Here is a 25357-nt window from a genome sequence, read left to right as displayed (position 1 = left end):
CGTCCCCTCCGTCAAGGGCGCCGAGGTCGGCAGACGCATCGGCGTCGGCCTGATGTACGGGCTGTGGAAGCCGCGTGTCCTGGGCGCCTGGAAGGTCCCCGCGGCCGGCCCGGTGATCCTCGCGGTCAACCACTCCCACAACATCGACGGCCCGATGGTCATGGGCGTGGCACCCCGGCCGACGCACTTCCTGATCAAGAAGGAGGCGTTCGTCGGCCCGCTCGACCCGTTCCTGCTCGGCATCGGGCAGGTGAAGGTCGACCGCCAGAGCGCCGACCGCACCGCGATCACCCAGGCCCTCGACATCCTCGCGGCCGGCGGGGTGCTCGGGATCTTCCCGGAGGGCACGCGGGGCGAGGGCGACTTCGCGTCGCTGCGCGCCGGGCTCGCCTACTTCGCGGTCCGCAGCGGGGCGCCGATCGTCCCCGTCGCGGTCCTGGGAAGCTCCGGGCGCAGCAGCCGGCTGACGAAGGCGCTGCCTCCGTTGCGCTCCCGGGTCGACGTCGTCTTCGGCGACCCGTTCGAGGCGGGCGACGGAAGCGGGCGGCGCACGCGCAAGGCGCTGGACGAGGCGACCGAACGCATCCAGAAGCACCTGGCGGCGCACCTGGACCACGCCAGGCGCCTGACCGGGCGCTAAGAGACACTTGAGTAGTGGATCACCCGATACGGGTGGTCCACCGATCACCACGATGAACGAGGTACGGACTTCATGAACGACCAGATCCACTCCGAGGGCTCGGGCGAGGAGCACGACCACGGAGCACTTGGCGACGCCGAGTACGCGGAGTTCATGGAGCTCGCCGCGGTGGAGGGCTTCGACCTGGAAGAGGTCGAGGGAGCCATCGAGGAGGCGGGCCACGGTCCGCTGCCCGTGCTCGCCGTCGTCGGCCGCCCCAATGTCGGCAAGTCGACACTGGTGAACCGCATCATCGGCCGTCGCGAGGCCGTGGTCGAGGACAAGCCCGGCGTCACCCGCGACCGGGTCACCTACGAGGCCGAGTGGGCGGGCCGCCGCTTCAAGGTCGTCGACACCGGCGGCTGGGAGCAGGACGTCCTCGGGATCGACGCCTCCGTGGCCGCCCAGGCCGAGTACGCGATCGAGGCGGCCGACGCCGTCGTCTTCGTCGTCGACGCCAAGGTCGGCGCGACCGACACCGACGAGGCGGTCGTACGGCTGCTGCGCAAGGCCGGCAAGCCGGTCGTGCTGTGCGCCAACAAGGTCGACGGCCCGAGCGGCGAGGCCGACGCCTCGTACCTGTGGTCGCTGGGTCTCGGCGAGCCGCACCCGGTCTCGGCCCTGCACGGCCGTGGCACCGGCGACATGCTGGACGCCGTGCTGGAGGCGCTGCCCGAGGCGCCCGCGCAGACCTTCGGGTCCGCTGTCGGCGGCCCCCGCCGGATCGCCCTCATCGGCCGCCCGAACGTCGGCAAGTCCTCGCTGCTGAACAAGGTGGCGGGCGAGGAGCGCGTCGTCGTCAACGAACTCGCGGGCACCACCCGCGACCCGGTCGACGAGCTGATCGAACTCGGCGGTGTCACCTGGAAGTTCGTCGACACGGCGGGCATCCGCAAGCGCGTCCACCTCCAGCAGGGCGCCGACTACTACGCCTCGCTGCGTACGGCCGCGGCCGTCGAGAAGGCCGAGGTCGCCGTCATCCTGATCGACGCGTCCGAGAACATCTCCATCCAGGACCAGCGCATCGTCACCATGGCCGTCGAAGCCGGCCGGGCGATCGTCCTCGCCTTCAACAAGTGGGACACGCTCGACGAGGAGCGCCGCTACTACCTGGAGCGGGAGATCGAGACCGAGCTCGGCCAGGTCGCCTGGGCGCCGCGGGTCAATGTCTCCGCGCGCACCGGACGCCACATGGAGAAGCTGGTCCCGGGCATCGAGACGGCGCTGGCGGGCTGGGAGACCCGGGTCCCCACCGGCCGGCTGAACGCTTTCCTCGGCGAGCTGGTCGCCGCCCACCCGCACCCGATCCGGGGCGGCAAGCAGCCCCGCATCCTCTTCGGCACCCAGGCGGGCACCAAGCCGCCGCGGTTCGTGCTCTTCGCCTCCGGCTTCATCGAGGCGGGTTACCGCCGCTTCATCGAGCGCCGGCTGCGCGAGGAGTTCGGGTTCGAGGGCACCCCGATCCACATCTCCGTGCGGGTGCGTGAGAAGCGCGGCGCGAAGCGGAAGTAGGACGCATCCGGCACACGAGGGCGGCCCCGGGTTGAACCCGGGGCCGCCCTCGTGTGCGTACGTGGGGCGTCCGAAGGCCTTGCCGGACCCGAGGTCGCTGTCGGGCCCGCAGCTCCTGTCGGGCCCCGAGGCCCTGTTCGGGCCCGGGGTTCAGAGGCCGCTGCGCGGTGTGGGCGGCAGCGCCGCCGGGACGTGCCGCATGCCCGTGCCGTGCTGGGCGCCCGCGCCGTGCTGTGTGCCGCCCTGGACCGGCTGGGCCGCCTGCCTGCCCTGACCGAGCTGCCCGAGCTGTCCGACGCGCTGCCACGGGGACGGCTGCCCGCTGCCGCCCCGCGCGCTGCTCGCCCCCGCGCTGTAGGCGCTGTACGAGCTGCTGAAGGTGCCCGCGCGATGACCGCCGGGCGAGCCCGTGCGGTGCGGGATGCTCGCGAAGGCGGTGAAGCCCAGGCCGTCCTCGCCGCTGCGGTCGCCGGGCAGGGTGCGGAAGGACTTGACGTACTCGGCGTAGAGCGCGTCGTAGATCGGGGTGGCCGATGGAGCGCCATGAGGTTCCTGAGCCGGTCGCGGCGCGGGCACCTCCCGTCCCGGACGGAGCGGGGAGCCTGCGGGCGGGACCGGCTGGAAGGCCGGGCGGCGGGGAACGTCGTATGCGTGCACGTATGTCCAAACGACCCCGCCGCCCAGGGGATGCGGCCGGACGGCGGTCAGCAGGCCGGCCGCCCGGGGAGCGGGGCGCTCAGATGCCCGCGAGCGGCAGCGCGGAGCCGACCAGCTTGCCGTTGGCCGCCGCCTTGTCGAGCGCGTCGCGCAGCAGGTCCTCACGGGGCTGGCGCCCGATCGAGCCGACCGGCGCCGCGTACATGAGCACCTGCTGGTGCTTGTTGGCCGCCGCCCGCCAGCTGTCGGTGACCTGGAGCGGCTGGTGCGCCTGCCACCAGGCGACCGGCTGGCCCCCGTTCACGCCCGGCTGGAGCACGGCGTGCAGCTGGCCCGCGGCGAGCAGCACCGACCAGCCGTGCAGGACGGGCGGCACCTCGGCCAGTTCGATGAGCGGCATGAAGCCCTGCTCGATCAGCAGTGGCAGGAAGTCGTCGCCGATGTCCGTGGAGCCGGGCCGCACGATGGGCGCGGTCGGCTCCACCACGAGCGCGGGGTGCAGCTCCCCGGCGATCAGGACGAGCCCGCTGGTCACGCCGAGCACGGCCTGCTCGGGCATGGTCTGCTGCGGGGCGCCGCCCGAGGTGCCGCCGATGGAACGGACGGCGCCCTGCAACTGCTCCTCGGTGACCTGGACGACCTGCGAGGGCAGGCAGCCCGCGTGGGCGAAGGCGAGTACGGCGGTCTCGTCCCCGATGAACAGGACGGTGCTGGTGCGCTCGTGCTCGGAGTCGCCCGGGGTGCGGCAGGACGTGCAGTCGTAACTGCCCGGGGCGTTCTCTCCGGCGAGCAGCCGGTCGGCTTCTTCGTCGCCGATCTCGGCGCGTACCTCGTCGCTGACGTCGAGCATGCGCGGCACGGTGGCTCCCTCGGGATGCGGTGCGTGGCGGGACCGGGTGGCTCCCGGCCCGTGGTCCGGGGTGGTCCCGGGCTCATGCAGAAGACAACGGGTGATCTGTGGCGGGGGTCACGCTCCCGGGCGAACGGAATCGAACCATCCACCGCACAGGGTCACGTCAGGTGCGGAATCGGACACTCACCGTCAAGAACGGAGAAAGTCAAGGAAGTTCATTCGGTGAAGTGAGTCACAAATCGCTTCGGCGCCTGGTCGACAAATGCGGAAATCAATGAATTAAGTGGGTGTCTGGATTTCGCCGATACCCGCGGTAACCATTAACTGGCCTGGCATGACAGGGAGTTGGTTGATGTGGCCGCGGTCCGCTCCCTACATTCCTCCGCCGTGTGCACAGAGCACCGCTCGGGAAGTCCGCCGGCCGCGCCGCATCAGGGCGCAGCACCACCGTCCGGCGGACGGGCGGAGCGTGCCGACCGCGTCCGTACGCGGTCGGAGCGGTCCGCTCGGGGGGCCCCGAGTTGTTCGAGAGGGACTCACATGTCCGAATGTGCCGATACCAGCGGCAGCATCACCCGTAAGACCCGTACGACGGCGGTCCTCGCCGGGGCGGCACTGCTCGCCCCCCTCGGACTGCTCGCCACGGCCGGCAACGCGGCGGCGGCGGACGGCGGGGTGTGGGACCGCATCGCCCGGTGCGAGAGCGGCGGCAACTGGCACATCAACACCGGCAACGGCTACTACGGAGGGCTCCAGTTCTCCGCCGGCACCTGGCGCGCGTACGGCGGCGGCGCCTACGCCCCGACCGCCGACCGGGCCACCAGGACCCAGCAGATCGCCGTGGCGACCAAGGTCCAGGGCGCCCAGGGCTGGGGCGCCTGGCCCACCTGCGCGGCGCGCGCCGGAGCGTCCGGCAGCGCCCCCGCGGGCAACTACGGGGCGGCCCCGTCGAAGCAGAGGTCGACATCGTCGTCGACGTCCGAGTCCGCGCACTCCTCGAAGTCCGCGCACTCCTCGAAGCCGACGGGCTCCTCGAAGACGTCGGAGCAGTCGAAGTCGTCGGCCCGTCCGACGGAGCACCCGGCCCGCGGCGCCTCGCGCGGCGACTACACCGTCCGTCCCGGTGACACGCTCAGCGGCATCGCGGCCCGGCACGGCACCGACTGGCAGCGGATCTACGCCGCCAACAGGGCCGTCATCGGCGACGATCCCGACGTGATCCTGCCCGGCCAGCGCCTCGCCCTCTGAGCCGCCCGCCCGGCACCCGCCCCACCCGGTCCCGCGCGGGCCGGGTGGACGGGTGACCGGGCGGAGGCGTGGACGCGTGGACGCGCCGGGCGGCCCGCGCCGTGTGCACGGGGCGGCCGCCGGTCGTTCCGTGCGCCAGACTTCGACCATGCTGGAGACCTCCGCACGACTGCTGCGCCTGCTCTCGCTCCTGCAGGCCCACCGCGAGTGGTCCGGGGCCGAACTCGCCGACCGGCTCGGCGTCACCGCGCGCACCGTGCGCCGGGACGTGGACCGGCTGCGTGAACTCGGCTACCCGGTCAACGCCAGCCCCGGCACGGGCGGCGGCTACCAACTGGGCGTCGGCGCCGAACTGCCGCCGCTGCTCCTCGACGACGAGGAGGCGGTGGCCGTCGCCGTCGGACTGCGCACGGCCGCCGGGCAGGGCATCGAGGGCATCGACGAGACCTCCGTGCGCGCCCTCGCCAAGCTGGAGCAGGTGCTGCCGCACCGGCTGCGCCGCCGGGTGGCCGCGCTGAACGCCTTCACCGTGCCCATGCTGCGCGGGCCGCGGCCGTCGGCCGTGGACCCGGGGGTGCTCACCGAACTCGCCCACCTCTGCCGGGACACCGAACGGCTGCGCTTCGACTATCTCGGGCACGACCGCTCGGCCACCCGCCGCAGCGTCGAGCCGCACCGCCTGGTGTGCACCGAACGCCGCTGGTACCTGGTCGCCTGGGACCTCGACCGGCAGGACTGGCGTACCTTCCGCGTCGACCGCATGACGCCCAGGCCGCCGCACGGACCGCGCTTCACGCCCCGGGAGCCGCCCGCCGAGGACCTCGCCGCCTATGTCTCCCGGGGGGTCTCCACGCGCGCGTACGCCGCACACGCCGCCGTCCGGCTGCTGGTGCCGCTGCACGAGGCGGCCGAGCGGGTCTCGCCCTCGGCCGGGACGCTGGAGGCCGACGGCGACGACGCCTGCGTCCTGCGCACCGGCGCCACGAGCCTGGACGTGATGGTCGTCCACGTCATGATGATGGGCCTGCCGTTCGAGGTGCTGGAGCCGGCCGAACTCGTCGAGGCGATCAGGACGGCCCGGGACCGGCTGGACGCGGCGCTGGCCCTTGCCGGCGGTCCCGGCCCGCGTACTCGGGATGGTGCAGGTCGAACGCCGGGGACTCCGAGCGGATCCGGGGCAGTGCGGTGAAGTTGTGCCGGGGCGGCGGGCACGAGGTCGCCCACTCCAGTGAGCGGCCGAACCCCCAGGGGTCGTCGACCTCGACCTTCGCGCCGTACCGGGCGGTCTTCCAGACGTTGTGCAGGAACGGCAGTGTGGACAGGCCCAGCAGGAACGCGCCGATGCTGGAGACGGTGTTCAGGGCGGTGAAGCCGTCGGCGGCGAGATAGTCGGCGTACCGGCGGGGCATGCCCTCCGCGCCCAGCCAGTGCTGGACCAGGAACGTGGTGTGGAAGCCCACGAACAGCGTCCAGAAGTGGATCTTCCCGAGCCGCTCGTCGAGCATCTTCCCGGTGAACTTGGGCCACCAGAAGTAGAACCCGGCGAAGATCGCGAAGGTGACCGTGCCGAAGACGACGTAGTGGAAGTGCGCGACGACGAAGTACGAGTCGGTGACCTGGAAGTCCATCGGCGGCGACGCCAGGATCACCCCGGTGAGACCGCCGAGCAGGAACGTCACCAGGAAGCCCGTCGCCCACAGCATCGGGGTCTCGAAGGACAGCGAGCCGTTGAGCATCGTCCCGGTCCAGTTGAAGAACTTCACGCCCGTCGGCACCGCGATCAGGAACGACATGAACGAGAAGAACGGCAGCAGCACCGCGCCGGTCGCGAACATGTGGTGCGCCCACACCACCACCGACAGACCGGTGATCGCCATCGTCGCGCCGACCAGCGTCAGATAGCCGAAGACCGGCTTGCGGCTGAAGACCGGGAGGATCTCCGTGATGATCCCGAAGAACGGCAGCGCGATGATGTACACCTCGGGGTGCCCGAAGAACCAGAACAGGTGCTGCCACAGCAGCGCGCCGCCGTTGGCCGCGTCGAACACCCGGGCGCCGAGGCGCCGGTCCGCCTCCAGCACCAGCAGCGTGGCCGCCAGTACCGGGAACGCCATGAGGATCAGGATCGACGTGAACAGCGTGTTCCAGGTGAAGATCGACATCCGGAACATCGTCATGCCGGGGGCGCGCATCCCGATGATGGTGGTCACGAAGTTGACCGCGCCGAGGATCGTCCCGAAGCCGGCCAGCGCCAGCCCCATGATCCACAGGTCGGGACCGGCCCCGGGCGAGTGCCGCGCGTCGTTGAGCGGGGCATAGGCGAACCAGCCGAACGTGGCCGGACCGCCGTGCACCGTCAGCGAGCCGAGCACGATCAGACCGCCGAACAGGAACAGCCAGTACGACAGTATGTTCAGCCGGGGGAAGGCGACGTCGGGGGCGCCGATCTGCAACGGCATCAGCTCGTTGGCGAAGCCCGCGAAGCTCGGCGTCGCGAAGAGCAGCAGCATGATCGTGCCGTGCATCGTGAACAGCTGGTTGTACTGGTTGTTGTCGACGATCTGGAGTCCCGGCCGGGCGAGCTCGGCCCGCATCAGCAGCGCCATGACCCCGGCGGCCAGGAAGAACCCGAACGACGTGATCAGGTAGAGATGGCCGATCTTCTTGTGGTCGGTGGTGGTCAGCCAGTCGACGACCACGCGGCCCGGCCGGGGCGTGTGGTCGGGTCGCGCCGCGGTCCCGACGGTCTCCGTCCCCATCGCTCGCTCGCCCCTTCGCTCGTCGCGTCCCGGGTCCCCCGGCGCCCGTGCCGCACCTGTGCCCACGGGCTCACGGGCCCGCGCCATGACGCTCGCGCCGCCCTGCTCCCGGCCGGGGCCGTAAGGGGGGCGTGTGGCGAAGCCGTGAATTTCCTATGTGGCGTCAGCTGCCGCGCCCCCGTGCGAAATCGCCGGGGAGGGTCACTCCGGAGCGGTTCCCCGGGTATTTTCCGTCGGCCATTTCTTGGGGCAGGACAGACACGCGGTAATTACGTTCGAATACCTGCGTAAGGGCTATGCAACCGCCCGATCGTGTGACGCAGTTCGATCGAAACGCATGTCGTGATCCTGTGACAGAAGTGTGACCGGAGTGATCCACGGCGCAGTCCCGCCTTCCGGGGAAGCCGCCGACGGCCTAGCGTGGCGGCATGTCAGCGAATCCCACTCCGCCGGCGGAGCCCCAGGACAGTCCGGAGACGTATGTGGGCCTGGAGGCCCGGCGTGCCGAGCGGCTCGCGCGGGAGCGCGGCTGGACGGCGGTGCGTTCGCTGCCGCCGGGCACGGTCATCACCATGGAGTACCGGGTGGGCCGGCTGAACTTCGAGGTGCGGGACGGCACGGTGACGCGGGTCTGGAAGGGCTGACGCGCGCGGCGACGGCGAAGGCCCGGCTCCTGTGGTCCAGGAGCCGGGCCTTCACCGTCGCGGGGCCGGGTGGTGCGTACCGGCGGCCCCGCCGTGCGCGGAGGTCAGCCGCCGGCCAGCGGGCGGGCCGTCGAGGCGGCCGTGCCCCGGGGCAGGCGGTCCGGGTGCGACGGCGGCCGGCGGCTGCCCGCCGGGGCGGCCGGGGTGCGCTCCGAGCGGGCGGTGTGCGGTCCCGGGGCCAGATGGACGGGGGTCCGCTGCGGGCGCACCGGGACGGTCGCCTCGCGGGCCGCCGCGGCCTCGCCCTGAGCCGCGGTACGGGGCTTGAGCAGCACCGGAGCGCCGACCGGGGACGCGGGTGCGGGCACCGGCGCGGTCGTCGTACCGGAGCGCCGGTCGCGCAGACGGTCCCGCAGCCGGTCGCGCAGGTCGAACAGCACGGTCTCGGCGCGGGCCACCAGCGGCTCGAACCACGGCAGGGCCAGCAGGATCAGCAGGCCCGCGGCCCAGCCGAGGACCACATCGCTCAGCCAGTGCGTGCCGAGGTAGACGGTGGTCAGACCGACTCCGAGCGAGGTCACCGCGGAGAGTGCGGACAGCCAGCGGCGAGCTCTCGGCGTGGAGGCCAGATACGCCAGAATCCCCCAGGTCACCACCGCGTTGGCGGTGTGGCCGCTGGGGAATATATCGCCGCCCAGACCCATCTCGTTCGAGCCTATGGTGATCGCGTAGTGCGGGCCGAGCCGGCCCATGCCCAGCTTGGCGGCACCGACCGTGATGTTCAGCAGCAGCAGCGAGGCGCCCAGGCTCAGCAGCGGGCGCAGCGTGTGCTGCCGCCAGGAGCGCCAGCCCAGCCAGGCCGCGACCATCACGGCCGTCGGGCCGCGCTGGCCGAGGACCACGTAGTAGTCGAGGAAGGCGTGGATCTGCGGCCACTGCTGGTACGGCCGGAAGAACATGACCTGCCAGTCGAGCCGGACCAGCCATGAGGTGATCACCACGGCCCACACGATCGCCAGGTAGAAGGCAAGGGTCGCGCTGAGCAGCACGATCCTGTGCCGGCTCATCTTCGGCACATCGATGTGAGCCGGTCGTTCCGGCTCACGGTCCAGCCTCGCGAACACCCGATCCAGACGGGTGAGCTTTCGTTCGGTACGCACCCAATCGACGTTACAGCGAGTGAGCTCAGTTCCCGGTCGATTCAGCGTGTTTGTGATGACGATGTGATGTGGGATTCCTCTCAGGCGAGACTTTATTTCCTCTGAATCGTCAATGCCGGGATGTCGGTCCCTGCAATTCCTTTGATCATTCTAAGGCGCTGTTTTATGTCACTTATGAATTCGTTCACCGAATCCTGGGGTGGAATTCTCCGGACGCTCACCGGTCGGCCGGGGCCGGTCACGGCGGACCGGAGCCGTTCAGCCAGAACGCTCCGTACACGGCCGACAGCACCGCGACACCGCCTGTCACCAGCGCGGACCTGGACGTGCGCAGCCGGGCCAGGGCCAGGGCGAGCGGCAGCAGCAGCGGGAACGCGGGCAGCAGCAGGCGCGGCTTCGAGCCGAAGTAGCTCGACGCGCACAGCGCGAGCGCGGTGACGACACCCGTGTACACCAGCAGCGGCAGCGGCTGGCGCTGCCGTACCCCGACGACGTAGAGCCAGATCACCAGGCCGACCCCGATGGCCAGCCCGGCGCCGGCCAGGGCCGACGGAAATGACGTGAACTTGTCGGCGACGAAGCGGGCGAAGGCGTAGCCGCCGTCGAAGCCGTTGCGCCAGCCGGCCTGCACGTCGAGGTAGCCGAGCGGGCCCCGGCCGGTGTGCCGGCCGACCCAGAGCACGTACCCGGCGGCACCGAGGGGTGCGATGAGCATGGCGAGGGCGCGACGCGTGCGGGACGGGGCGCGCTCCTCTGTATGTGCGCCCCCTGGGTGCGTTTCGCTCCCTGTTCGCCCGAACGAGGCGATGGCCGCCGTCCACACCGCGGCGACCACGGCGAGCCCGACCGGCCGGGTCAGCCCGGCCAGCGCGGCCAGCAGCCCGGCGGTCAGCCAGCGGCCGCTCAGCACCGCGTACAGGGACCAGGCGGCGAGCGCGGTGAACAGCGACTCGCTGTACGCCATCGACTGCACGATGCCCACCGGCAGCACGGCCCACAGCAGCACGGCGCACACACCGGCCCGGCGCCCGTACACCAGGTCCGCCACCGCGAAGATCCCCCAGGCCGCGGCGAGCGAGGCGAGCAGGGAGACGGCCAGTCCGGCACCGGCGTACGACAGCGGGGTGAGCGCGTGCAGCAGCCGCTCCAGCCAGGGCAGCAACGGGAAGAAGGCCAGATTGGAGTGGACGTCGCCGTTCGGCAGGCGCACCTCGTAGCCGTATCCCAGCTCCGCGACCCTCGTGTACCAGAGCGAGTCCCAGCGCCCGGTCAGCAGGGTGTACGCGCTCTTGCCCCGCGCCTGGGCGAACAGGGCCAGCGCGAGCAGGCCCAGGGCGCGCACGGCCGCGTACCCCAGGAGAGCCGGAGCCGCCCGGCGCAGGGCGGCGGCGGGCGGGGACGCCGTACGCGTCGCTGGATGGGTCACGGGTCCGATTATCGACCGCGTCCGCGACCGCACGGCCCGACCGGGCGCGCGGGCGACGGGGGCAGTGGCCTACGCCACACGGGTTCCCCGACGGGTGTGAGAGGTCCGCCACTGGGCGCGGGAACGAACTCGCGTACGCTGACGAGCCACTCGCGTGCCAACTGCGCGGGCCGGAGACCACCGCTCCTCTCCGGCCGAGTCATGGGGAAGTCCCCGACCCTGTGAGCCCGCCGCACACCGAGGGATCTTCTGGGAGGTACTACATGGCCGGGACGACCACGGCCGCCGCGCTGCGCCGCCGGGCGGCCGGGGCCGGTGCCAACCGCTGGGTCGTGCTCGTCGTCCTGTGCGTCAGCCTGCTCCTCGTCGCCGTCGACGCGACCGTGCTGCACGTCGCGGTGCCGGCCGTCACCGAGGACCTCCGGCCGGACGCGATGCAGCTGCTGTGGATCGTCGACACCTACCCGCTCGTCTGCGCCTCGCTGCTGATCCTCTTCGGCACCCTGGGCGACAGGGTGGGCCGCCGGAGGATCCTTCTGCTCGGGTACGCGCTGTTCGGTGTCGCCTCCGGCCTGGCCGCACTGGCCCAGGACGCGCAGACACTGATCGTCGCGCGGGCTCTGCTGGGCGTCGGCGGCGCGATGATCATGCCCGCGACCCTCTCGATCCTGCGGCAGGTCTTCCCCGACCGGCGCGAGCGCGCGATGGCGATCGGCATCTGGAGCGCGGTCGCCGCGGTCGGTGCGGCGGTCGGGCCGCTGCTCGGCGGATTCCTGCTGGAGCACTTCTGGTGGGGCTCGGTCTTCCTGGTCAACATCCCGCTGATGCTGGTGAGCCTGCCGGTCGGCCGGCTGCTGCTGCCCGAGTCCACCGGGAACGGCGAGGGGCCCTGGGACGTCGTCGGCGCGCTGATGGCCGCGGCCGGACTGTTCGGCGTGGTGCTGGGCGTCAAGCGGCTCGGCGCCGGCGAACCGGCGGCGGACGTGTTCACCGTGCTGCCGCTCGTGCTGGGCGCGGTGCTGATCACCTTGTTCGTACGGCGTCAGCGGCGCCGCCCGCATCCCCTGGTGGACCTGCGGATGTTCGCCCGGCCGGCGTTCAGCATCTCGGTGGGGTGCATCGTGCTGGCGATGCTGGCGCTGGTCGGCCTGGAGCTGATCGCCGCGCAGTACCTCCAGCTGGTGCTGGGACTCTCGCCGCTGCGCACGGGGCTGCGGCTGCTGCCGCTGACCGTCGCGGCGATGGCCGCCGGACTGGCCGGGGCGCGGCTGCTGCGGCGCTTCGGGCCGCGGCGGATGGTGTGCGCCGGGTTCTGCCTCACCGCGGCCGCGGTGGTGACCCTGACCGCGATGGGCGGTTCGGACAACCCGGGGCTGCTGCTGGCCGGGTTCGTGCTGCTCGGCTTCGGGCTGGAGACCACGCTGTTCGGGGCGTACGAGTCCATGCTGAGCGAGGCGCCGTCCGCGCAGTCCGGCGGGGCCTCGGCGATCGGCGAGACGTCGTACCAGCTCGGTGCCGGGATCGGGATCGCCCTGCTGGGCACGGTGATGAACGCGGCGTACGCGCCCGGCCTCACGTCCGTGCCGGGTGTCCCGGCGGCTGCGTCGGCCGCGGCGGGGCACTCCCTGGGCGAGGCCTACGACGTGGCCGGACGGCTCGGGGGTCCGGCGGGTGCCGCCCTGCGCCGGGCCGCCCGGGACAGTTTCGTGCACGGGCTGCATGTGACGCTGCTGGTGAGCGCGGGCCTGCTGCTGCTGGGCGCCGTGATGGCGCTGCGGCTGCCCAGGGTCATGCAGTGCGAGGAGGACGCGCAGGCGCTCGCGGTACCGGCGCCGCGGGAGGTCGCCCAGCCCCGTGTCCCCGCCGTCCCCGCTGTCCCCGCGGAGCAGGCCACGGAGGTCCGGCTCCCGGTCCCGGCGGAGGAGGCCGCGCAGTCACGCGTCTCGGCGTGAGCGTCCTGTCGCCCGGGAGGGCGGCGACCGCGCGGGTCCGCCGCCGGGCGGTGGGCGCCGGGGCGGACCGCCGTGCCGGAGGCGGGGCACACCGCGTCAGGCTGGACGTGGGGCACAGGGCGTCGTAACGTCGGCCGCGGTCGAGCCGTAACTAGCGGCGCTAGTTTTGAGTTGCCGGAGGGTGTTCCGTGTCCGTGTCCCCGAAGCTGCCCCCGTTCGACCCGACCGACCCGCTCGGCATCGACGACCTGCTCGACCCCGAGGACCTGGCCGTCCGGAACACCGTGCGCAGCTGGGCCGCCGACCGTGTGCTGCCGTACGTCGCCGACTGGTACGAGCGGGGGGAGTTGCCCGGCATCCGGGAGCTCGCGCGTGAGCTCGGCGGGATCGGCGCACTCGGCATGTCGCTCGACGGATACGGCTGCGCGGGTGCCACCGCCGTGCAGTACGGGCTCGCCTGCCTGGAGCTGGAGGCCGCCGACTCCGGCATCCGCTCCCTCGTCTCCGTACAGGGGTCGCTGGCCATGTACGCGATCCACCGGTTCGGCAGCGAGGAGCAGCGGCAGCGCTGGCTGCCCGCCATGGCCGCGGGCGAGGTCATCGGATGCTTCGGGCTCACCGAGCCCGACATCGGCTCCGACCCGGCAGCCATGCGTACCCACGCCAAGCGCGACGGCTCCGACTGGGTGCTCAACGGCCGCAAGATGTGGATCACCAACGGGTCGGTGGCCGGGGTCGCGGTCGTGTGGGCGCAGACCGAGGACGGGATCCGGGGCTTCGCCGTGCCCACCGGCAGCGCGGGGTTCTCCGCCCCGGAGATCAAGCACAAGTGGTCCCTGCGTGCCTCCGTCACCAGCGAGCTCGTGCTCGACGACGTACGACTGCCGGCCGACGCCGTCCTCCCGGAGGCCGTCGGGCTGCGCGGCCCCCTCAGCTGTCTCTCCCACGCCCGCTACGGCATCGTCTGGGGCGCGATGGGCGCGGCGCGCGCCTCGTTCGAGGCCGCCGTCTCCTACGCGCGGACGCGGGAGCAGTTCGGGCGGCCCATCGGGGGGTTCCAGCTCACCCAGGCCAAGCTCGCCGACATGGCGGTCGAGCTGCACAAGGGGATTCTGCTCGCCCATCACCTCGGGCGGCGTATGGATGCCGGCCGCCTGCGTCCCGAGCAGGTCAGTTTCGGCAAGCTGAACAACGTACGGGAGGCCATCGAGATCTGCCGTACGGCGCGGACGATCCTCGGTGCCAACGGGATCTCCCTGGAGTATCCGGTGATGCGGCACGCGACCAACCTCGAGTCGGTGCTGACGTACGAAGGCACCGTCGAGATGCACCAGCTCGTGCTGGGCAAGGCGCTCACCGGGCTCGACGCCTTCCGGTGAGACCCGGCCGGGCAGGGCCGGTGGGCCCCCGCCGGGGCAGGGCCGGTGACCGGCCCTGCCTCAGCTCTGGTTGAAGAAGCCGTCGGAACGGCGTGCGGCCGGTTCCCCGCTGACGATCTCGGTGTCGGCGGGGGTCAACAGGAACACGCGGGTGGACACACGCTCGATCGAGCCGCGCAGTCCGAAGATCAGTCCGGCCGCGAAGTCGACGACGCGCTTGGCGTCGGCGGCCTCCATGGCGGTGAGGTTCATGATGACCGGGACGCCGTCCCGGAACATCTCGCCGATGGCGCGGGCGTCCCGGAAGCTGTCCGGGGTGACCGTGCCGATCCGGCGGCCCTTCTCCTCGGCCGTGTCCGTGGCCACCTTGACCCGCGGGTCGGTGACCCAGGCGTCCCCGGAGTCGGTCCCCTCGGAGTAGTCGTCGTCGTAGTAACGCTCGTCATCGTTGTCGTCGACGAGGCCAAGCCAGGCACTCGCCTTGCGCACCGATCCCATGGACGCCTCCTCTCACAGCGGTCCTTCTTGCTATCCGCACCTCTATGGTCGTCCATGATGCGGATGTCGCGCCAAGTGGATAGACGCCGCACGGGGGGTTTGTGACGGTACTGGTGCACAGTCGATCCGTCGAGAGCCCGCGTTCCCCAAGGGTCCTGCTGTATGCGGCTGCTGACTATGAGTGAAATATGATTCTTCGCGGCGGACGGGTGACGAGCGGTGCGTACGGGTGAACGGAGGGCCGATACGGCAGCCGATACGATGCGGCTGCTCGACACCGTACGGACCACGGGGGGTCGTCGTGTTCGGAATCGTAAGGCCGTGCAGCCACCGTCTGGGTGAGGGGCTGCGCGCCCAGTGGATGGCGCATCTGTGCGGGCTCTGCCTCGCCCTTCGCGCCGATCACGGACAGTTCGCGCGGATCGTGACGAATTATGACGGGCTGCTCATATCGGTTTTGACGGAGGCTCAGCGCCCGGCGGCCGAGGACGGCGGCCGGCGTACGGCGGGCCCCTGCCCACTGCGCGGTATGCGCACCGCGTCCGTCGCGAACGGCGAGGGCGCCCGGCTCGCCGCCGCCGTCTCGCTGGTGCTCGCCTCGGCCAAGGTGCACGACCATGTCGCCGACGGGGACGGACTGCTGGCCCGCAGACCGGTGGCGCTGGCCGCCCGCCGGGTGGCCCGGAGCTGGGAGCGGGCGGGTGCGCGCGGCGGGAGTGCCGTCGGGTTCGACACCGCCGTGCTCGTCGAGGCGGTGGACCGGCAGACCGGCCTGGAGACCCTCGCCGGGCCGGGGACGCCGATCCTGACGGTCACCGAACCCACCGAGACCGCCACCGCGGCGGCCTTCGCGCACACCGCGGTGCTGGCCGGACGGCCGGGCAACGCCGTCCCGCTCGCCGAGGCCGGACGGCTGTTCGGGCGGCTCGCACATCTGCTGGACGCCGTCGAGGACCGGGAGGCCGACGCCGCGGCGGGGGCCTGGAACCCGCTCACTGCGACCGGCACCCCGCTCGGCGAGGCCCGGCGGCTCGCCGACGACGCGCTGCACGGCATCCGGCTCGCCCTGCGCGAGGTGGAGTTCACGGACGGCCGGCTGGCCCATCTGCTCCTCGCGCACGAGTTGCGGCGGTCGGTGGACCGGGCGTTCGGGACGGAGGCCTGCGGGCACGCACCGGACGGCGCTTTCGCGCCACAGGGGCCGGGGCAGGGGCCCGGGCAGGGCAAGGCGGCGCCGGGGCCGGGGAACCCCTATGCGAGTCCCGGTGGGGGCGACCCCTTCGGCGGGCTGCCGCCGAACCCCGGCAAGCGGGGCTTCTGGGCCGGGTGCGCGGTCGCCATCGGGCTCTGCTGCACCTGCAAGGTGTGCTGCGCCGACAGCTACGAGGGGCCCTGGTCGGGCAAGCGGCGCGAGGGGTGTTGCGGCAGCTGTGGTGACTGCGGCGACTGCAGCGGCTGTTGTGACGTCTGTGAGTGCTGTGAGTGCTGCGACTGCGGGCTCTGAGCCGGCCGGGCGGCCCGGTGCGGGAGGTGCGCGTCGTGATCGCGGCGGGGGAGCGGAACTCGGCCTGACGGTGTGGGCAACTGTCCCAGGACGTACTTAAGTTGAAGACTGCACGGCCGAAAGGCGCCCTTGCGCGCGTCGGCCGTGCGGCCGAATACTCCCCCACAGCGCTTGTCAGGGACACGGCACGTTCGAAATCCGGGCGGCCGCCCCTGGCTGCGCCTCACGGGCCTCGACCCCACGCGGGCCCCCGAATTCCCCTGGGAGGGAACGAAAAGTGAGGATCAAGCGCACCACCCTTGGAAGCGGCATCGCGAGACGGACCCGGCTGATCGCCGTGGCGACCGGACTCGTGGCCGCAGCCGCGTTCGCTGTCCCCACCGCGAGCGCGACCGACGTCCAGACGTTCAGCGCGAACCAGCTCGGCAGCGTCAACCAGTCCGTGCTCAGGTCCGACATCGCGGGCACCGCCTGGGCGGTCGACGCCAAGACGAACCGTGTGGTCGTCACCGTCGACGACACGGTCTCCGCCGCCGAGATCGCACAGATCAAGGCGGACGCGGGCGGCAACGCCGGCGCCCTCACCATCAAGCACACCCCGGGCCAGTTCAAGCGGCTGATCACCGGTGGCGACGCCATCTACGGTGGCGGCTACCGTTGTTCGCTCGGCTTCAACGTGCACAGCGGGAGCACCTACTACTTCCTGACCGCGGGCCACTGCGGCGAGGTCGCCTCCACCTGGTACTCCAACTCCGGTCAGAGCACCGTGCTGGGCTCGAACGTGAGCTACAGCTTCCCGACCAACGACTTCGCGCTGGTGCGCTACACCGGCTCGGCCTCGCACCCGAGCGCCGTCGGCAGCCAGACCATCAGCAGCGCGGCCACGCCGAGCGTGGGCACGACCGTCTACCGTCGTGGCTCCACCACCGGTACGCACAGCGGCCGCGTCACCGCGCTGAACGCCACGGTCAACTACGGCAGTGGTGACGTCGTGTACCAGATGATCCAGACCACGGTCTGCGCCGAGGGCGGTGACAGCGGCGGCCCGCTCTACTCGGGCTCCGTGGCCTACGGTCTGACCTCGGGCGGCAGCGGCAACTGCACCTCCGGCGGCACGACCTTCTTCCAGCCGGTCGTCGAGGCGCTGAACTACTACGGCGTGAGCGTCGGCTGACGTTCCGTCCGGTCCGCGGACAGCGGGCCCGGCGAGCCCCCGCACGCAACCGGCGTGCGGGGGCTCGCCCTTGTCCGGGCGTCGGCGTTACCGTCGGACGTGGCGAATGCCGCGGGCGGTACCGGCCCGGGCGGCACCCACGTCGGACCCCGGGGGGTCGTGATGGTCGAGGAGCTGGTGGCGGCGGGAGCGGTGCTCGTGTCCGCCGGAGCGGTGTACATGATGACGGCGGCGCGGGTCGTCAAGCAGTACGAACGGGGCGTGGTGTTCCGGCTCGGCAGGCTCCTGCCCGAGGTGCGCGGACCCGGATTCACGATGATCGTGCCGTTCGTGGACAAGCTCCGCAAGGTCAACATGCAGATCGTCACGATGCCGGTGCCGGGCCAGGAGGGCATCACCCGGGACAACGTGTCCGTGCGCGTGGACGCCGTCGTCTACTTCAAGGTGATCGGCCCGGCCGAGGCCGTCGTACGGGTCGAGGACTACCGGTTCGCGGTCGCGCAGATGGCGCAGACCTCGCTGCGGTCCATCATCGGCAAGAGCGAGCTGGACGACCTGCTGTCCAACCGGGAGAAGCTCAACCAGGGTCTTGAGCTGATGATCGACAGCCCGGCCGTGGAGTGGGGCGTCTCCATCGACCGGGTCGAGATCAAGGACGTGTCCCTGCCCGAGACCATGAAGCGTTCCATGGCCCGCCAGGCCGAGGCCGACCGGGAGCGGCGGGCCCGGGTCATCAACGCCGATGCCGAGCTCCAGGCGTCGAAGAAGCTCGCCGAGGCCGCGCAGCAGATGGCGGACACGCCTGCCGCGTTGCAACTGCGGCTGTTGGAGACGGTGGTGGCGGTGGCCGCCGAGAAGAACTCCACGCTCGTCCTGCCCTTCCCGGTGGAGCTGCTGCGCTTCCTGGAGAGGGCCCAGCAGCCGGCCCCGCAGCCGCACTCGGTCCCGCAGCCGCAGCCGATCCCGCCGTCGGCTCCGGTGGTCCCGCAGCCGGCGCTGGAGCAACCTCACCCGGCAGAAGCCGACTTGACCACGGATCCCGAAGCGGCGAATTCAAGTCAGGAGTAGATCCCGTCGATTGACGATGTGTCACCCACGTCCATTGTTCGCAGGGCGAATCGGCCGGGGTGGTGAGGCGTGTCGGCGCGAGGGGGCGTGCGAGAGCCGCCATGCGCGCACCCTGAAGTCGACCTTGTGTGCTCCCTGGGCGACTCGGAAGAGTTGACGCTCGTCAACCGGCCTTCCGGCCTGCCGGGTCCCCATCGCCCGTCGGGCCGGCCTCCCCGCAGGAGGACATGAGTTGGAGTATCGACGCACACCCGGACGCCGTGCGGCCGTGGCGGGCGCGGGTGTCGCCGCGCTGCTCGTCGCGGGGCTCACCTTCCAGAATGCGAACGCCGGCGAGTCGGCCGAGGCGCCCACGCCCGGGATCCCGCCGGCCGCGGCGGCCGGAAGCCTCGCCTCGACGCTGGTCGGGAACCTCGCCGAGCTGGAGAGCGCCCGTGCCGTCCTCGCGGACGAGGTGACCGTGCCCGGCACCTCCTGGGTGACCGACCCGCGCGCCGGCCGGGTCGTCGTCACCGCCGACCGACGCGTCTCCGACGCCGACTGGGCCGAGCTCGGCGAGGTCGTCGACAGGCTCGGCCCCGTCGTGGAACTCAGACGCAGCAAGGGGGAGTTCAAGCCCCTGATCGCCGGTGGCGACGCGATCGCCGGGACCGGCGGCCGCTGCTCGCTCGGCTTCAACGTGGTCAAGGGCGGACAGCCGTACTTCATCACCGCGGGGCACTGCGCCGAGGCGGTCTCCACCTGGACCGACGGTCGTGGGGTCACGATCGGCCGCAGCGAGCGGTCCGGTTTCCCGGGCAACGACTTCGGCCTGGTCAAGTACACCGCGGACGTGGACCACCCGAGCGAGGTCGACCTCCACGACGGGTCCGCGCGGGCCATCACCCGGGCGGCCGACGCCACGGTCGGCGAGCGGGTGACCCGCAGCGGTGCGACGACCGGGGTGCACTCCGGCCGGGTCACCGGCCTGGACGCCACCGTGAACTACGGCAACGGCGACATCGTGAGCGGTCTGATCCAGGCGGACGTCTGTGCCGAGGCCGGTGACAGCGGCGGCCCGCTCTTCGACGGCGACGCGGCGATCGGCCTCACCTCCGGTGGCAGTGGCGACTGCACCGCGGGCGGGGTGACCTTCTTCCAGCCGGTCACCGAGGCGCTGTCGGCCTTCGGTGCCCGGATCGGCTGACCGGCCGCTCGGGGCGCGGTGTTTGCGCAGGTGAGAGGGGTTCCAGATGACATCGCACACGCGTTCGAAAATAAGGGTATGGTGGTGCTGAGGCAGTTGGGAACTAATGTTCGAGAGCTGGTCGGGCTCACGAGTGCGGGAGGCGCGGATGCCGGATTTCACGCATCTGCGCACCGCCTCCGGGTTCTCCCTGCGCCATGGCGCGGCGCACCCGGAACGACTGGCCGAGCGCGCCTCCGAGCGGGGCATGGACGCCCTCGCCCTCACCGACCGTGACACCCTCGCCGGTACGGTCCGCTTCGCCAAGGCCTGCGCGAAGGCGGGCATCCGCCCGCTGTTCGGCGTGAACCTGGCGGTCGAGGAGGCCGGGCCGGAGCGGCAGGACGAGTCCGTACGGCCCGAGCGGCGCCGTACCCCCGTGCGCGGTGGTGCCTTCATCGACGAGTCGACACCCCGGGTCACTTTTCTGGCCCGGGACGGCGCGACCGGCTGGGCGGGCCTGTGCCGGCTGGTCACCGCGGCACACGCCGGCGAGGGGTCGCCGCTGCTGCCTCGGGCCGACCGCCACGCCGCCGGTGTGACCGTGCTGCTGGGCCCCGCCTCCGACGTCGGCCGCGCGCTCGCCGCGGGGCGCCCGGACCGCGCGGCCCGGCTGCTCGCCCCCTGGCGCGAGATCTACGGCGACGACCTGCGCCTGGAGGCCGTCTGGCACGGTCGCCGGGGCACCGGCGAGGGCTCTTTGCGGCTGGCCGCCCGTACGGTCGGCTTCGCCGCCGAGCAGCGGGTGCGCCCGGTGCTCAGCAACGCCGTCCGGTACGCCGACCCCGGTCAGGGCCCGGTCGCCGACGTCCTGGACGCGGCCCGCAGACTGGTCCCGATCGACCCCGCCAGGGAACTGGACTCGGGCGAGGCCTGGCTCAAGGACGCCGACGCCATGCTCGCGGTGGCCGAGCGGATCGTCGAGGCCGCGGGCTACCGGCGCGACACCGCCCACCGGCTGCTGGAGCAGACCCGGGCCACCGCCGCCGCATGCCTGGTCGACCCCGAGGACGACCTCGGTATCGGCACCGTCCACTTCCCCGAGGCGCACCTCGTCGGCGCCGGCCGGCGCACCGCCCAGCGGGCGCTCGCCTCCCGGGCGGCGGCCGGGATGGTGCTGCGCGGCTACGACACCCGGCGGGCCTACTGGGAGCGGATGCACCAGGAGCTGGACATCATCGCCCACCACGGCTTCGCCTCCTACTTCCTGACCGTCGCTCAGGTCGTGGGCGACGTACGGGACATGGGCATCCGGGTCGCCGCGCGCGGCTCCGGCGCGGGCTCCCTGGTCAACCACCTCCTCGGCATCGCGCACGCCGATCCGGTCGAGCACGGGCTGCTGATGGAACGCTTCCTGTCCACCCGCAGGTCGGTGCTGCCCGACATCGACATCGACGTGGAGTCCGCGCGCCGCCTGGAGGTCTACCGCGCGATCATCGGCCGCTTCGGCGCCGAGCGGGTCGCGACCGTCGCCATGCCGGAGACGTACCGGGTGCGGCACGCCGTCCGGGACGTCGGGGCCGCCCTGGCCATGGACCCCGCCGAGATCGACCGCATCGCCAAGTCCTTCCCGCACATCCGGGCCCGCGACGCCCGTGCGGCGCTGGCCGAGCTGCCCGAGCTCAGACAGCTGGCGGGGGAGGGGGAGAGGTACGGAAAGCTGTGGGAGCTGGTCGAGGCCCTCGACGCCCTCCCGCGCGGGGTCGCCATGCATCCCTGCGGCGTGCTCCTGTCCGACGCCTCCCTGCTCGCCCGTACGCCGGTCGTGCCGACCAGCGGCGAGGGGCTGCCCATGTCCCAGTTCGACAAGGACGACGTCGAGGACCTCGGACTGCTCAAGCTCGATGTGCTCGGGGTGCGGATGCAGTCGGCGATGGCGCACGCGGTGGCGGAGGTGGAGCGGGCCACGGGGGAGCGGCTCGACCTGGACTCCGTGCCGCCGGGCGACCCGGCGACGTACCGGCTCATCCGCTCCGCCGAGACGCTGGGCTGCTTCCAGATCGAGTCGCCGGGCCAGCGGGACCTGGTCGGGCGGCTCCAGCCGGCCACTTTCCACGACCTGGTCGTCGACATCTCGCTCTTCCGTCCCGGCCCGGTCGCCGCCGACATGGTGCGGCCGTTCATCGAGGCGCGGCACGGGCGGGCGCCGGCGCGGTATCCGCACCCGGACCTGGAGGGGCCGCTGAAGGAGACGTACGGGGTCGTCGTCTTCCATGAGCAGATCATCGACATCGTGGACATCCTGACCGGGTGCGGGCGCGGTGAGGCGGACCGGGTGCGGCGCGGGCTGTCCGACCCGGAGTCGCAGGGGCGGATCCGGTTCTGGTTCGCGCAGCACGCGGCGGCGAACGGATACGACGCGGAAACGATTCGGCGGACCTGGGAGATCGTCGAGGCCTTCGGCAGCTACGGCTTCTGCAAGGCGCACGCCGTCGCGTTCGCCGTACCGACGTACCAGTCGGCGTGGCTGAAGGCGCACCACCCGGCCGCCTTCTACGCCGGGCTGCTCGCGCACGACCCCGGGATGTATCCGAAGCGGCTGCTGCTGGCGGACGCGCGCCGGCGCGGGGTGCCGATCCTGCCGCTGGACGTGAACAGGTCGGCGGTCACTCATCGAATCGAACTGGTGTCCGATAGCGGGGGATGGGGGCTCCGGCTGGCCCTCTCGGACGTGCACGGCATGGGCGAGACCGAGGCGGCCCGGATCGCGGACGGGCAGCCGTACGCCTCGCTGCCGGACTTCTGGGGGCGGGCCCGGCCCAGTCGGCCGACCGCTCAACGGCTGGCCCAGGTGGGTGCGTTGGACGCGTTCGGCGCCAATCGCCGTGATCTGCAACTGCATCTGACCGAGCTGCACCGCGGCGGACGGGGTGCGGGCGGTGGCCGACTCCCTGCCCCGCTCATGGACATGGGCGAGGTGGACCCGGCCGGAGGGCGCAGGACGGCTCCGGCCGGGCTGCCGGACCTCTCCGACGCCGAGCGGCTCAGTGCCGAGCTGGGCGTGCTGTCCATGGACGTCTCACGCAATCTGATGGACGACCACCGCGCGTTCCTCGCCGAGCTGGGCGTGATGTCGGCGCGCCGGCTGCGCGAGGCGCGGCACGGGGAGACGGTCCTGGTCGCCGGTGCCAAGGCGGCGACCCAGACTCCGCCGATCCGGTCCGGCAAGCGGGTCATCTTCTCCACCCTGGACGACGGCACGGGTCTGGTCGACCTCGCCTTCTTCGACGACTCCCACGACGCCTGCGCCCATACGGTCTTCCACTCCTGGCTGCTGCTGGTGCGCGGGGTGGTGCAGCGGCGCGGCCCGCGCAGTCTCAGCGTGGTGGGCGCCGCCGCCTGGAACCTCGCCGAACTGGCGGAACTGCGCGCCGACGGCGGCCTCGACCGGGTGGCGGCCCGGCTGGCCGAGCCCGCCACCCCGCACGAGCGGCGGGCGGCGGAGCCGCGGACGGCGGCGGAACCGGGCACGGGCCGGACGATCCGTATGCCCACGGGGTACGAGCTGAACCCCTGGGCCGACCTGCGTCCCGCGGGCGAGGGCCCGGCGGGCGGAAGGAAGTTGTGGCACCAGAGTCCGGGGAGTGCGGGATGACCTGGGCGCGGGCTCTCAGCGGGCCCAGGGCGGGGCGATCCGGGTGCCGTCGGCCAGCTCCGCCTCCAGTCCGATGGAGCTGGTGACCCAGGAGACCGCGGTCCGGTCGGAGTGGTTCTCGACGGTGAGCGTCGCGCCGGGGTTGATGATCAGGGTGTCGCCGGCGGTGACGCGGTCGGTGCGGCCGTCCAGTGTGACCACGAGCTCGCCGTCGAGCAGATGGAGGATCTCCTCCCGGTCGACGGTGTGCGCGGGCGCCCTGGTCCCCGGCGGGATCTCGCCCCGCCAGGCGCACAGTTGCCTGCTGCCGGTGTGGGAGCCGGCGTGCGAGACGAACCGGGCGCCGTGCAGTTCGTGGGTGACGGCGTCGGACGAGCGGACGATGGGCATGGGGTGCCTCCTCGGCAAATGGTCAAGCTGCTTGACTATATAGTCAAGGAGCTTGACCGATCGGTCAAGGGGATTGACCGGTTCGCCGAGGGTGTTTCAATGCGGTCGTGCAGAATTCCGAAGCCCTCGCCCTGGCCGCCGCCCTGCTCGCCGCCGCGGGTGACCTGACCCGACGCGTCAACGACGGTGTCGTCGCGCGCGGGTTCGAGGGGCGGCCTGCATACGGTTTCGCCTTCACCCGGCTCTCCCGGGGTGCTGCGACGGTCACCGATCTCGCCGTCCACCTCGGGGTGACGAAGCAGGCCGCCAGTCAGCTCGTCGACGAGATCGTGCGCAAGGGGTACGCCGAACGGAGGCCGCATCCCGAGGACGCGCGGGCCCGGCTCGTCGTGCTGACCGAACGCGGCTGGGCCTGCACCCGGGCGGCGGAGGAGGTGATCGCCGAGATCGTGCAGGAGTGGGCCGGGGTGCTGGGCGAACGTGAAGTGGGCGTGCTGTGCGATCAGTTGGTGCGGATCGCGCCCTACGGCCCGCTCAGGCCTTCCTGGTGACGCTTCGTCCGATGCGCCCGGACTCTGCCAGTGACTGCTGGGAACTTTTTACTGACGCGTAACTTCACATGAGGGCTACTCGCCCGTAACTTGACGCATGAACAGCATCCTCGTGATCCGGATCACAAGGCGTAAGGCCGTCTACCCCCCATGAGCCGCAAGGAGATCACCCGATGCTGCCCTGGAAGCGAGTGCTCAGACCGCTTGCCGCGCTGCTGATGACCACCGCGGTCGCCGCCGTCCCCGCCACCGCCGCCCATGCGTCCGCCCCTCAGGCGGCCACCTCCCGTGTGTCCGCCGCCGCGAGTTCGGCACCCAGCCACGGCTGGAACGACTACTCCTGCAAGCCGTCCGCCGCCCACCCCCGTCCGGTGATCCTGGTCCACGGCACCTTCGCCAACTCCGTCGACAACTGGCTCTCCCTCGCCCCCTACCTGGAGAGCCGCAACTACTGCGTCTTCTCCTTCGACTACGGCCAGCTGGCCGGCGTCCCCCTCATCTACGGGCTCGGCCCCATCGACAAGTCGGCCGAGCAGCTGTCCGCCTTCGTCGACAAGGTGCTCTCCGCGACCGGCACCGCCAAGGCCGACCTCGTCGGCCACTCGCAGGGCGGCATGATGCCCCGCTACTACCTGAAGTTCCTCGGCGGCGCCGCCAAGGTGAACGCCCTCGTCGGCATCGCGCCCAACAGCCACGGCACCACCCTCGGCGGACTCACCAAGCTGCTGCCGTACTTCCCCGGTGCCGAGGACGTGCTCAACCTGGCCACCCCCGCGCTCGCCCAGCAGGTCGTCGGGTCCGACTTCATGACCCGGCTCAACCAGGGCGGCGACACCGTGCCCGGCGTCCACTACACGGTCATCGCCAGCAAGTACGACGAGGTCGTCACCCCGTACCAGAGCCAGTTCCTGAGCGGGTCCGACGTGAAGAACGTGCTGATCCAGGACCTGTGTTCGCTCGACCTCTCGGAACACGCGCTGCTCGGCGTGACCGACCGGATCGCCTTCCACGAGGTGGCGAACGCCCTCGACCCGGCCCACGCCAGCCCCACCACCTGCGCGTCGATCCTCAGCTGACGCCCGG

At 71.9% G+C, this 25357-nt stretch carries 20 protein-coding genes and 1 pseudogene; 14 read left to right on the top strand and 7 right to left on the bottom strand.

Going from position 1 to position 25357, the window contains the following annotated elements; translation table 11 throughout:
* Nucleotides 1–52: 52 nt before the first annotated feature.
* Together ACZ7OY_RS23265 and der are read left to right on the top strand one after the other, a co-directional pair.
* Nucleotides 53–640 carry a lysophospholipid acyltransferase family protein gene (locus tag ACZ7OY_RS23265; protein ID WP_471913143.1) on the top strand — a complete coding sequence of 196 codons (588 nt, stop codon included), beginning with the start codon at nt 53–55 and terminating at the stop codon, nt 638–640.
* A 72-nt stretch (nt 641–712) separates the two neighbouring features.
* Nucleotides 713–2191 (top strand): ribosome biogenesis GTPase Der, encoded by a 1479-nt coding sequence (gene der / locus ACZ7OY_RS23260; protein ID WP_471913104.1) that lies wholly within the window; start codon nt 713–715, stop codon nt 2189–2191.
* Between the two features lie 150 nt (nt 2192–2341).
* Here the strand turns inward: der and ACZ7OY_RS23255 are convergent, their stop codons facing one another.
* The gene (locus tag ACZ7OY_RS23255; protein ID WP_471913103.1) at nt 2342–2848 is read right to left on the bottom strand and encodes a hypothetical protein; all 507 of its coding nucleotides are present in this window, start codon (nt 2846–2848) and stop codon (nt 2342–2344) included.
* A 79-nt stretch (nt 2849–2927) separates the two neighbouring features.
* Complete coding sequence (locus ACZ7OY_RS23250; protein WP_471913102.1) at nt 2928–3707, bottom strand: hypothetical protein; 780 nt, start codon at nt 3705–3707, stop codon at nt 2928–2930.
* 534 nt (nt 3708–4241) lie between these two features.
* Between ACZ7OY_RS23250 and ACZ7OY_RS23245 the strand changes: the two genes are divergently transcribed.
* Both ACZ7OY_RS23245 and ACZ7OY_RS23240 read left to right on the top strand, forming a co-directional pair.
* Nucleotides 4242–4949: a transglycosylase family protein gene (locus ACZ7OY_RS23245; RefSeq protein WP_471913101.1), complete on the top strand. Its 708-nt coding sequence runs from the start codon at nt 4242–4244 to the stop codon at nt 4947–4949.
* A gap of 148 nt (nt 4950–5097) precedes the next feature.
* Nucleotides 5098–6138 (top strand): helix-turn-helix transcriptional regulator, encoded by a 1041-nt coding sequence (locus ACZ7OY_RS23240; protein ID WP_471913100.1) that lies wholly within the window; start codon nt 5098–5100, stop codon nt 6136–6138.
* Here the strand turns inward: ACZ7OY_RS23240 and ctaD are convergent.
* Nucleotides 6023–7708, bottom strand: a pseudogene (ctaD, locus tag ACZ7OY_RS23235) (aa3-type cytochrome oxidase subunit I); the annotation flags it as partial. The gene ACZ7OY_RS23240 and the pseudogene ctaD sit on opposite strands and share 116 nt — an antisense overlap.
* A gap of 428 nt (nt 7709–8136) precedes the next feature.
* Between ctaD and ACZ7OY_RS23230 the strand changes: the two are divergent.
* On the top strand, nt 8137–8352 hold the full coding sequence (locus ACZ7OY_RS23230; RefSeq protein WP_471913099.1) for an I78 family peptidase inhibitor: 216 nt from the start codon (nt 8137–8139) through the stop codon (nt 8350–8352).
* 104 nt (nt 8353–8456) lie between these two features.
* Here ACZ7OY_RS23230 and ACZ7OY_RS23225 read toward each other — a convergent pair whose 3' ends face one another.
* The gene (locus ACZ7OY_RS23225) at nt 8457–9512 is read right to left on the bottom strand and encodes a phosphatase PAP2 family protein (RefSeq protein WP_471913098.1); all 1056 of its coding nucleotides are present in this window, start codon (nt 9510–9512) and stop codon (nt 8457–8459) included.
* Between the two features lie 238 nt (nt 9513–9750).
* On the bottom strand, nt 9751–10938 hold the full coding sequence (locus tag ACZ7OY_RS23220; protein ID WP_471913097.1) for a mannosyltransferase family protein: 1188 nt from the start codon (nt 10936–10938) through the stop codon (nt 9751–9753).
* A gap of 263 nt (nt 10939–11201) precedes the next feature.
* On the opposite strand from ACZ7OY_RS23220, the gene ACZ7OY_RS23215 reads away from it, so the two are divergent.
* The gene (locus ACZ7OY_RS23215; RefSeq protein WP_471913096.1) at nt 11202–12890 is read left to right on the top strand and encodes an MFS transporter; all 1689 of its coding nucleotides are present in this window, start codon (nt 11202–11204) and stop codon (nt 12888–12890) included.
* A gap of 188 nt (nt 12891–13078) precedes the next feature.
* Nucleotides 13079–14269: an acyl-CoA dehydrogenase family protein gene (locus ACZ7OY_RS23210; protein ID WP_471913095.1), complete on the top strand. Its 1191-nt coding sequence runs from the start codon at nt 13079–13081 to the stop codon at nt 14267–14269.
* A 60-nt stretch (nt 14270–14329) separates the two neighbouring features.
* Here ACZ7OY_RS23210 and ACZ7OY_RS23205 read toward each other — a convergent pair whose 3' ends face one another.
* Nucleotides 14330–14767, bottom strand: a complete 438-nt coding sequence (locus ACZ7OY_RS23205) for a cell division protein SepF (protein WP_351608661.1) — start codon at nt 14765–14767, stop codon at nt 14330–14332.
* Between the two features lie 301 nt (nt 14768–15068).
* Here ACZ7OY_RS23205 and ACZ7OY_RS23200 point away from each other — a divergent pair, with 301 nt between their 5' ends.
* The 5 genes from ACZ7OY_RS23200 (at nt 15069) to ACZ7OY_RS23180 (ending at nt 23333) form a co-directional block, all read left to right on the top strand.
* The gene (locus tag ACZ7OY_RS23200) at nt 15069–16271 is read left to right on the top strand and encodes a DUF5685 family protein (RefSeq protein WP_471913094.1); all 1203 of its coding nucleotides are present in this window, start codon (nt 15069–15071) and stop codon (nt 16269–16271) included.
* Nucleotides 16272–16548: 277 nt separating this feature from the next.
* Nucleotides 16549–17445, top strand: a complete 897-nt coding sequence (locus ACZ7OY_RS23195) for a S1 family peptidase (RefSeq protein WP_471913093.1) — start codon at nt 16549–16551, stop codon at nt 17443–17445.
* A gap of 162 nt (nt 17446–17607) precedes the next feature.
* Nucleotides 17608–18513 carry a slipin family protein gene (locus ACZ7OY_RS23190; RefSeq protein WP_471913142.1) on the top strand — a complete coding sequence of 302 codons (906 nt, stop codon included), beginning with the start codon at nt 17608–17610 and terminating at the stop codon, nt 18511–18513.
* Between the two features lie 232 nt (nt 18514–18745).
* On the top strand, nt 18746–19699 hold the full coding sequence (locus tag ACZ7OY_RS23185) for a S1 family peptidase (RefSeq protein ID WP_471913092.1): 954 nt from the start codon (nt 18746–18748) through the stop codon (nt 19697–19699).
* 148 nt (nt 19700–19847) lie between these two features.
* Complete coding sequence (locus ACZ7OY_RS23180; RefSeq protein ID WP_471913091.1) at nt 19848–23333, top strand: DNA polymerase III subunit alpha; 3486 nt, start codon at nt 19848–19850, stop codon at nt 23331–23333.
* 15 nt (nt 23334–23348) lie between these two features.
* On the opposite strand, the gene ACZ7OY_RS23175 is transcribed toward ACZ7OY_RS23180, so the two are convergent.
* Nucleotides 23349–23723 carry a cupin domain-containing protein gene (locus ACZ7OY_RS23175; RefSeq protein WP_471913090.1) on the bottom strand — a complete coding sequence of 125 codons (375 nt, stop codon included), beginning with the start codon at nt 23721–23723 and terminating at the stop codon, nt 23349–23351.
* Nucleotides 23724–23830: 107 nt separating this feature from the next.
* On the opposite strand from ACZ7OY_RS23175, the gene ACZ7OY_RS23170 reads away from it, so the two are divergent.
* Nucleotides 23831–24274 (top strand): MarR family winged helix-turn-helix transcriptional regulator, encoded by a 444-nt coding sequence (locus ACZ7OY_RS23170; RefSeq protein WP_471913089.1) that lies wholly within the window; start codon nt 23831–23833, stop codon nt 24272–24274.
* A 173-nt stretch (nt 24275–24447) separates the two neighbouring features.
* Entirely contained in the window at nt 24448–25350 is a 903-nt protein-coding gene (locus ACZ7OY_RS23165; protein ID WP_471913088.1) for an esterase/lipase family protein, read from the top strand.
* The last annotated feature ends 7 nt before the right edge of the window (nt 25351–25357 follow it).

Source organism: Streptomyces sp. NPDC107559, from assembly GCF_055657365.1.
Note: the sequence above shows the minus strand (reverse complement) of the source record. Positions and strands in the feature narration are given on the sequence as shown.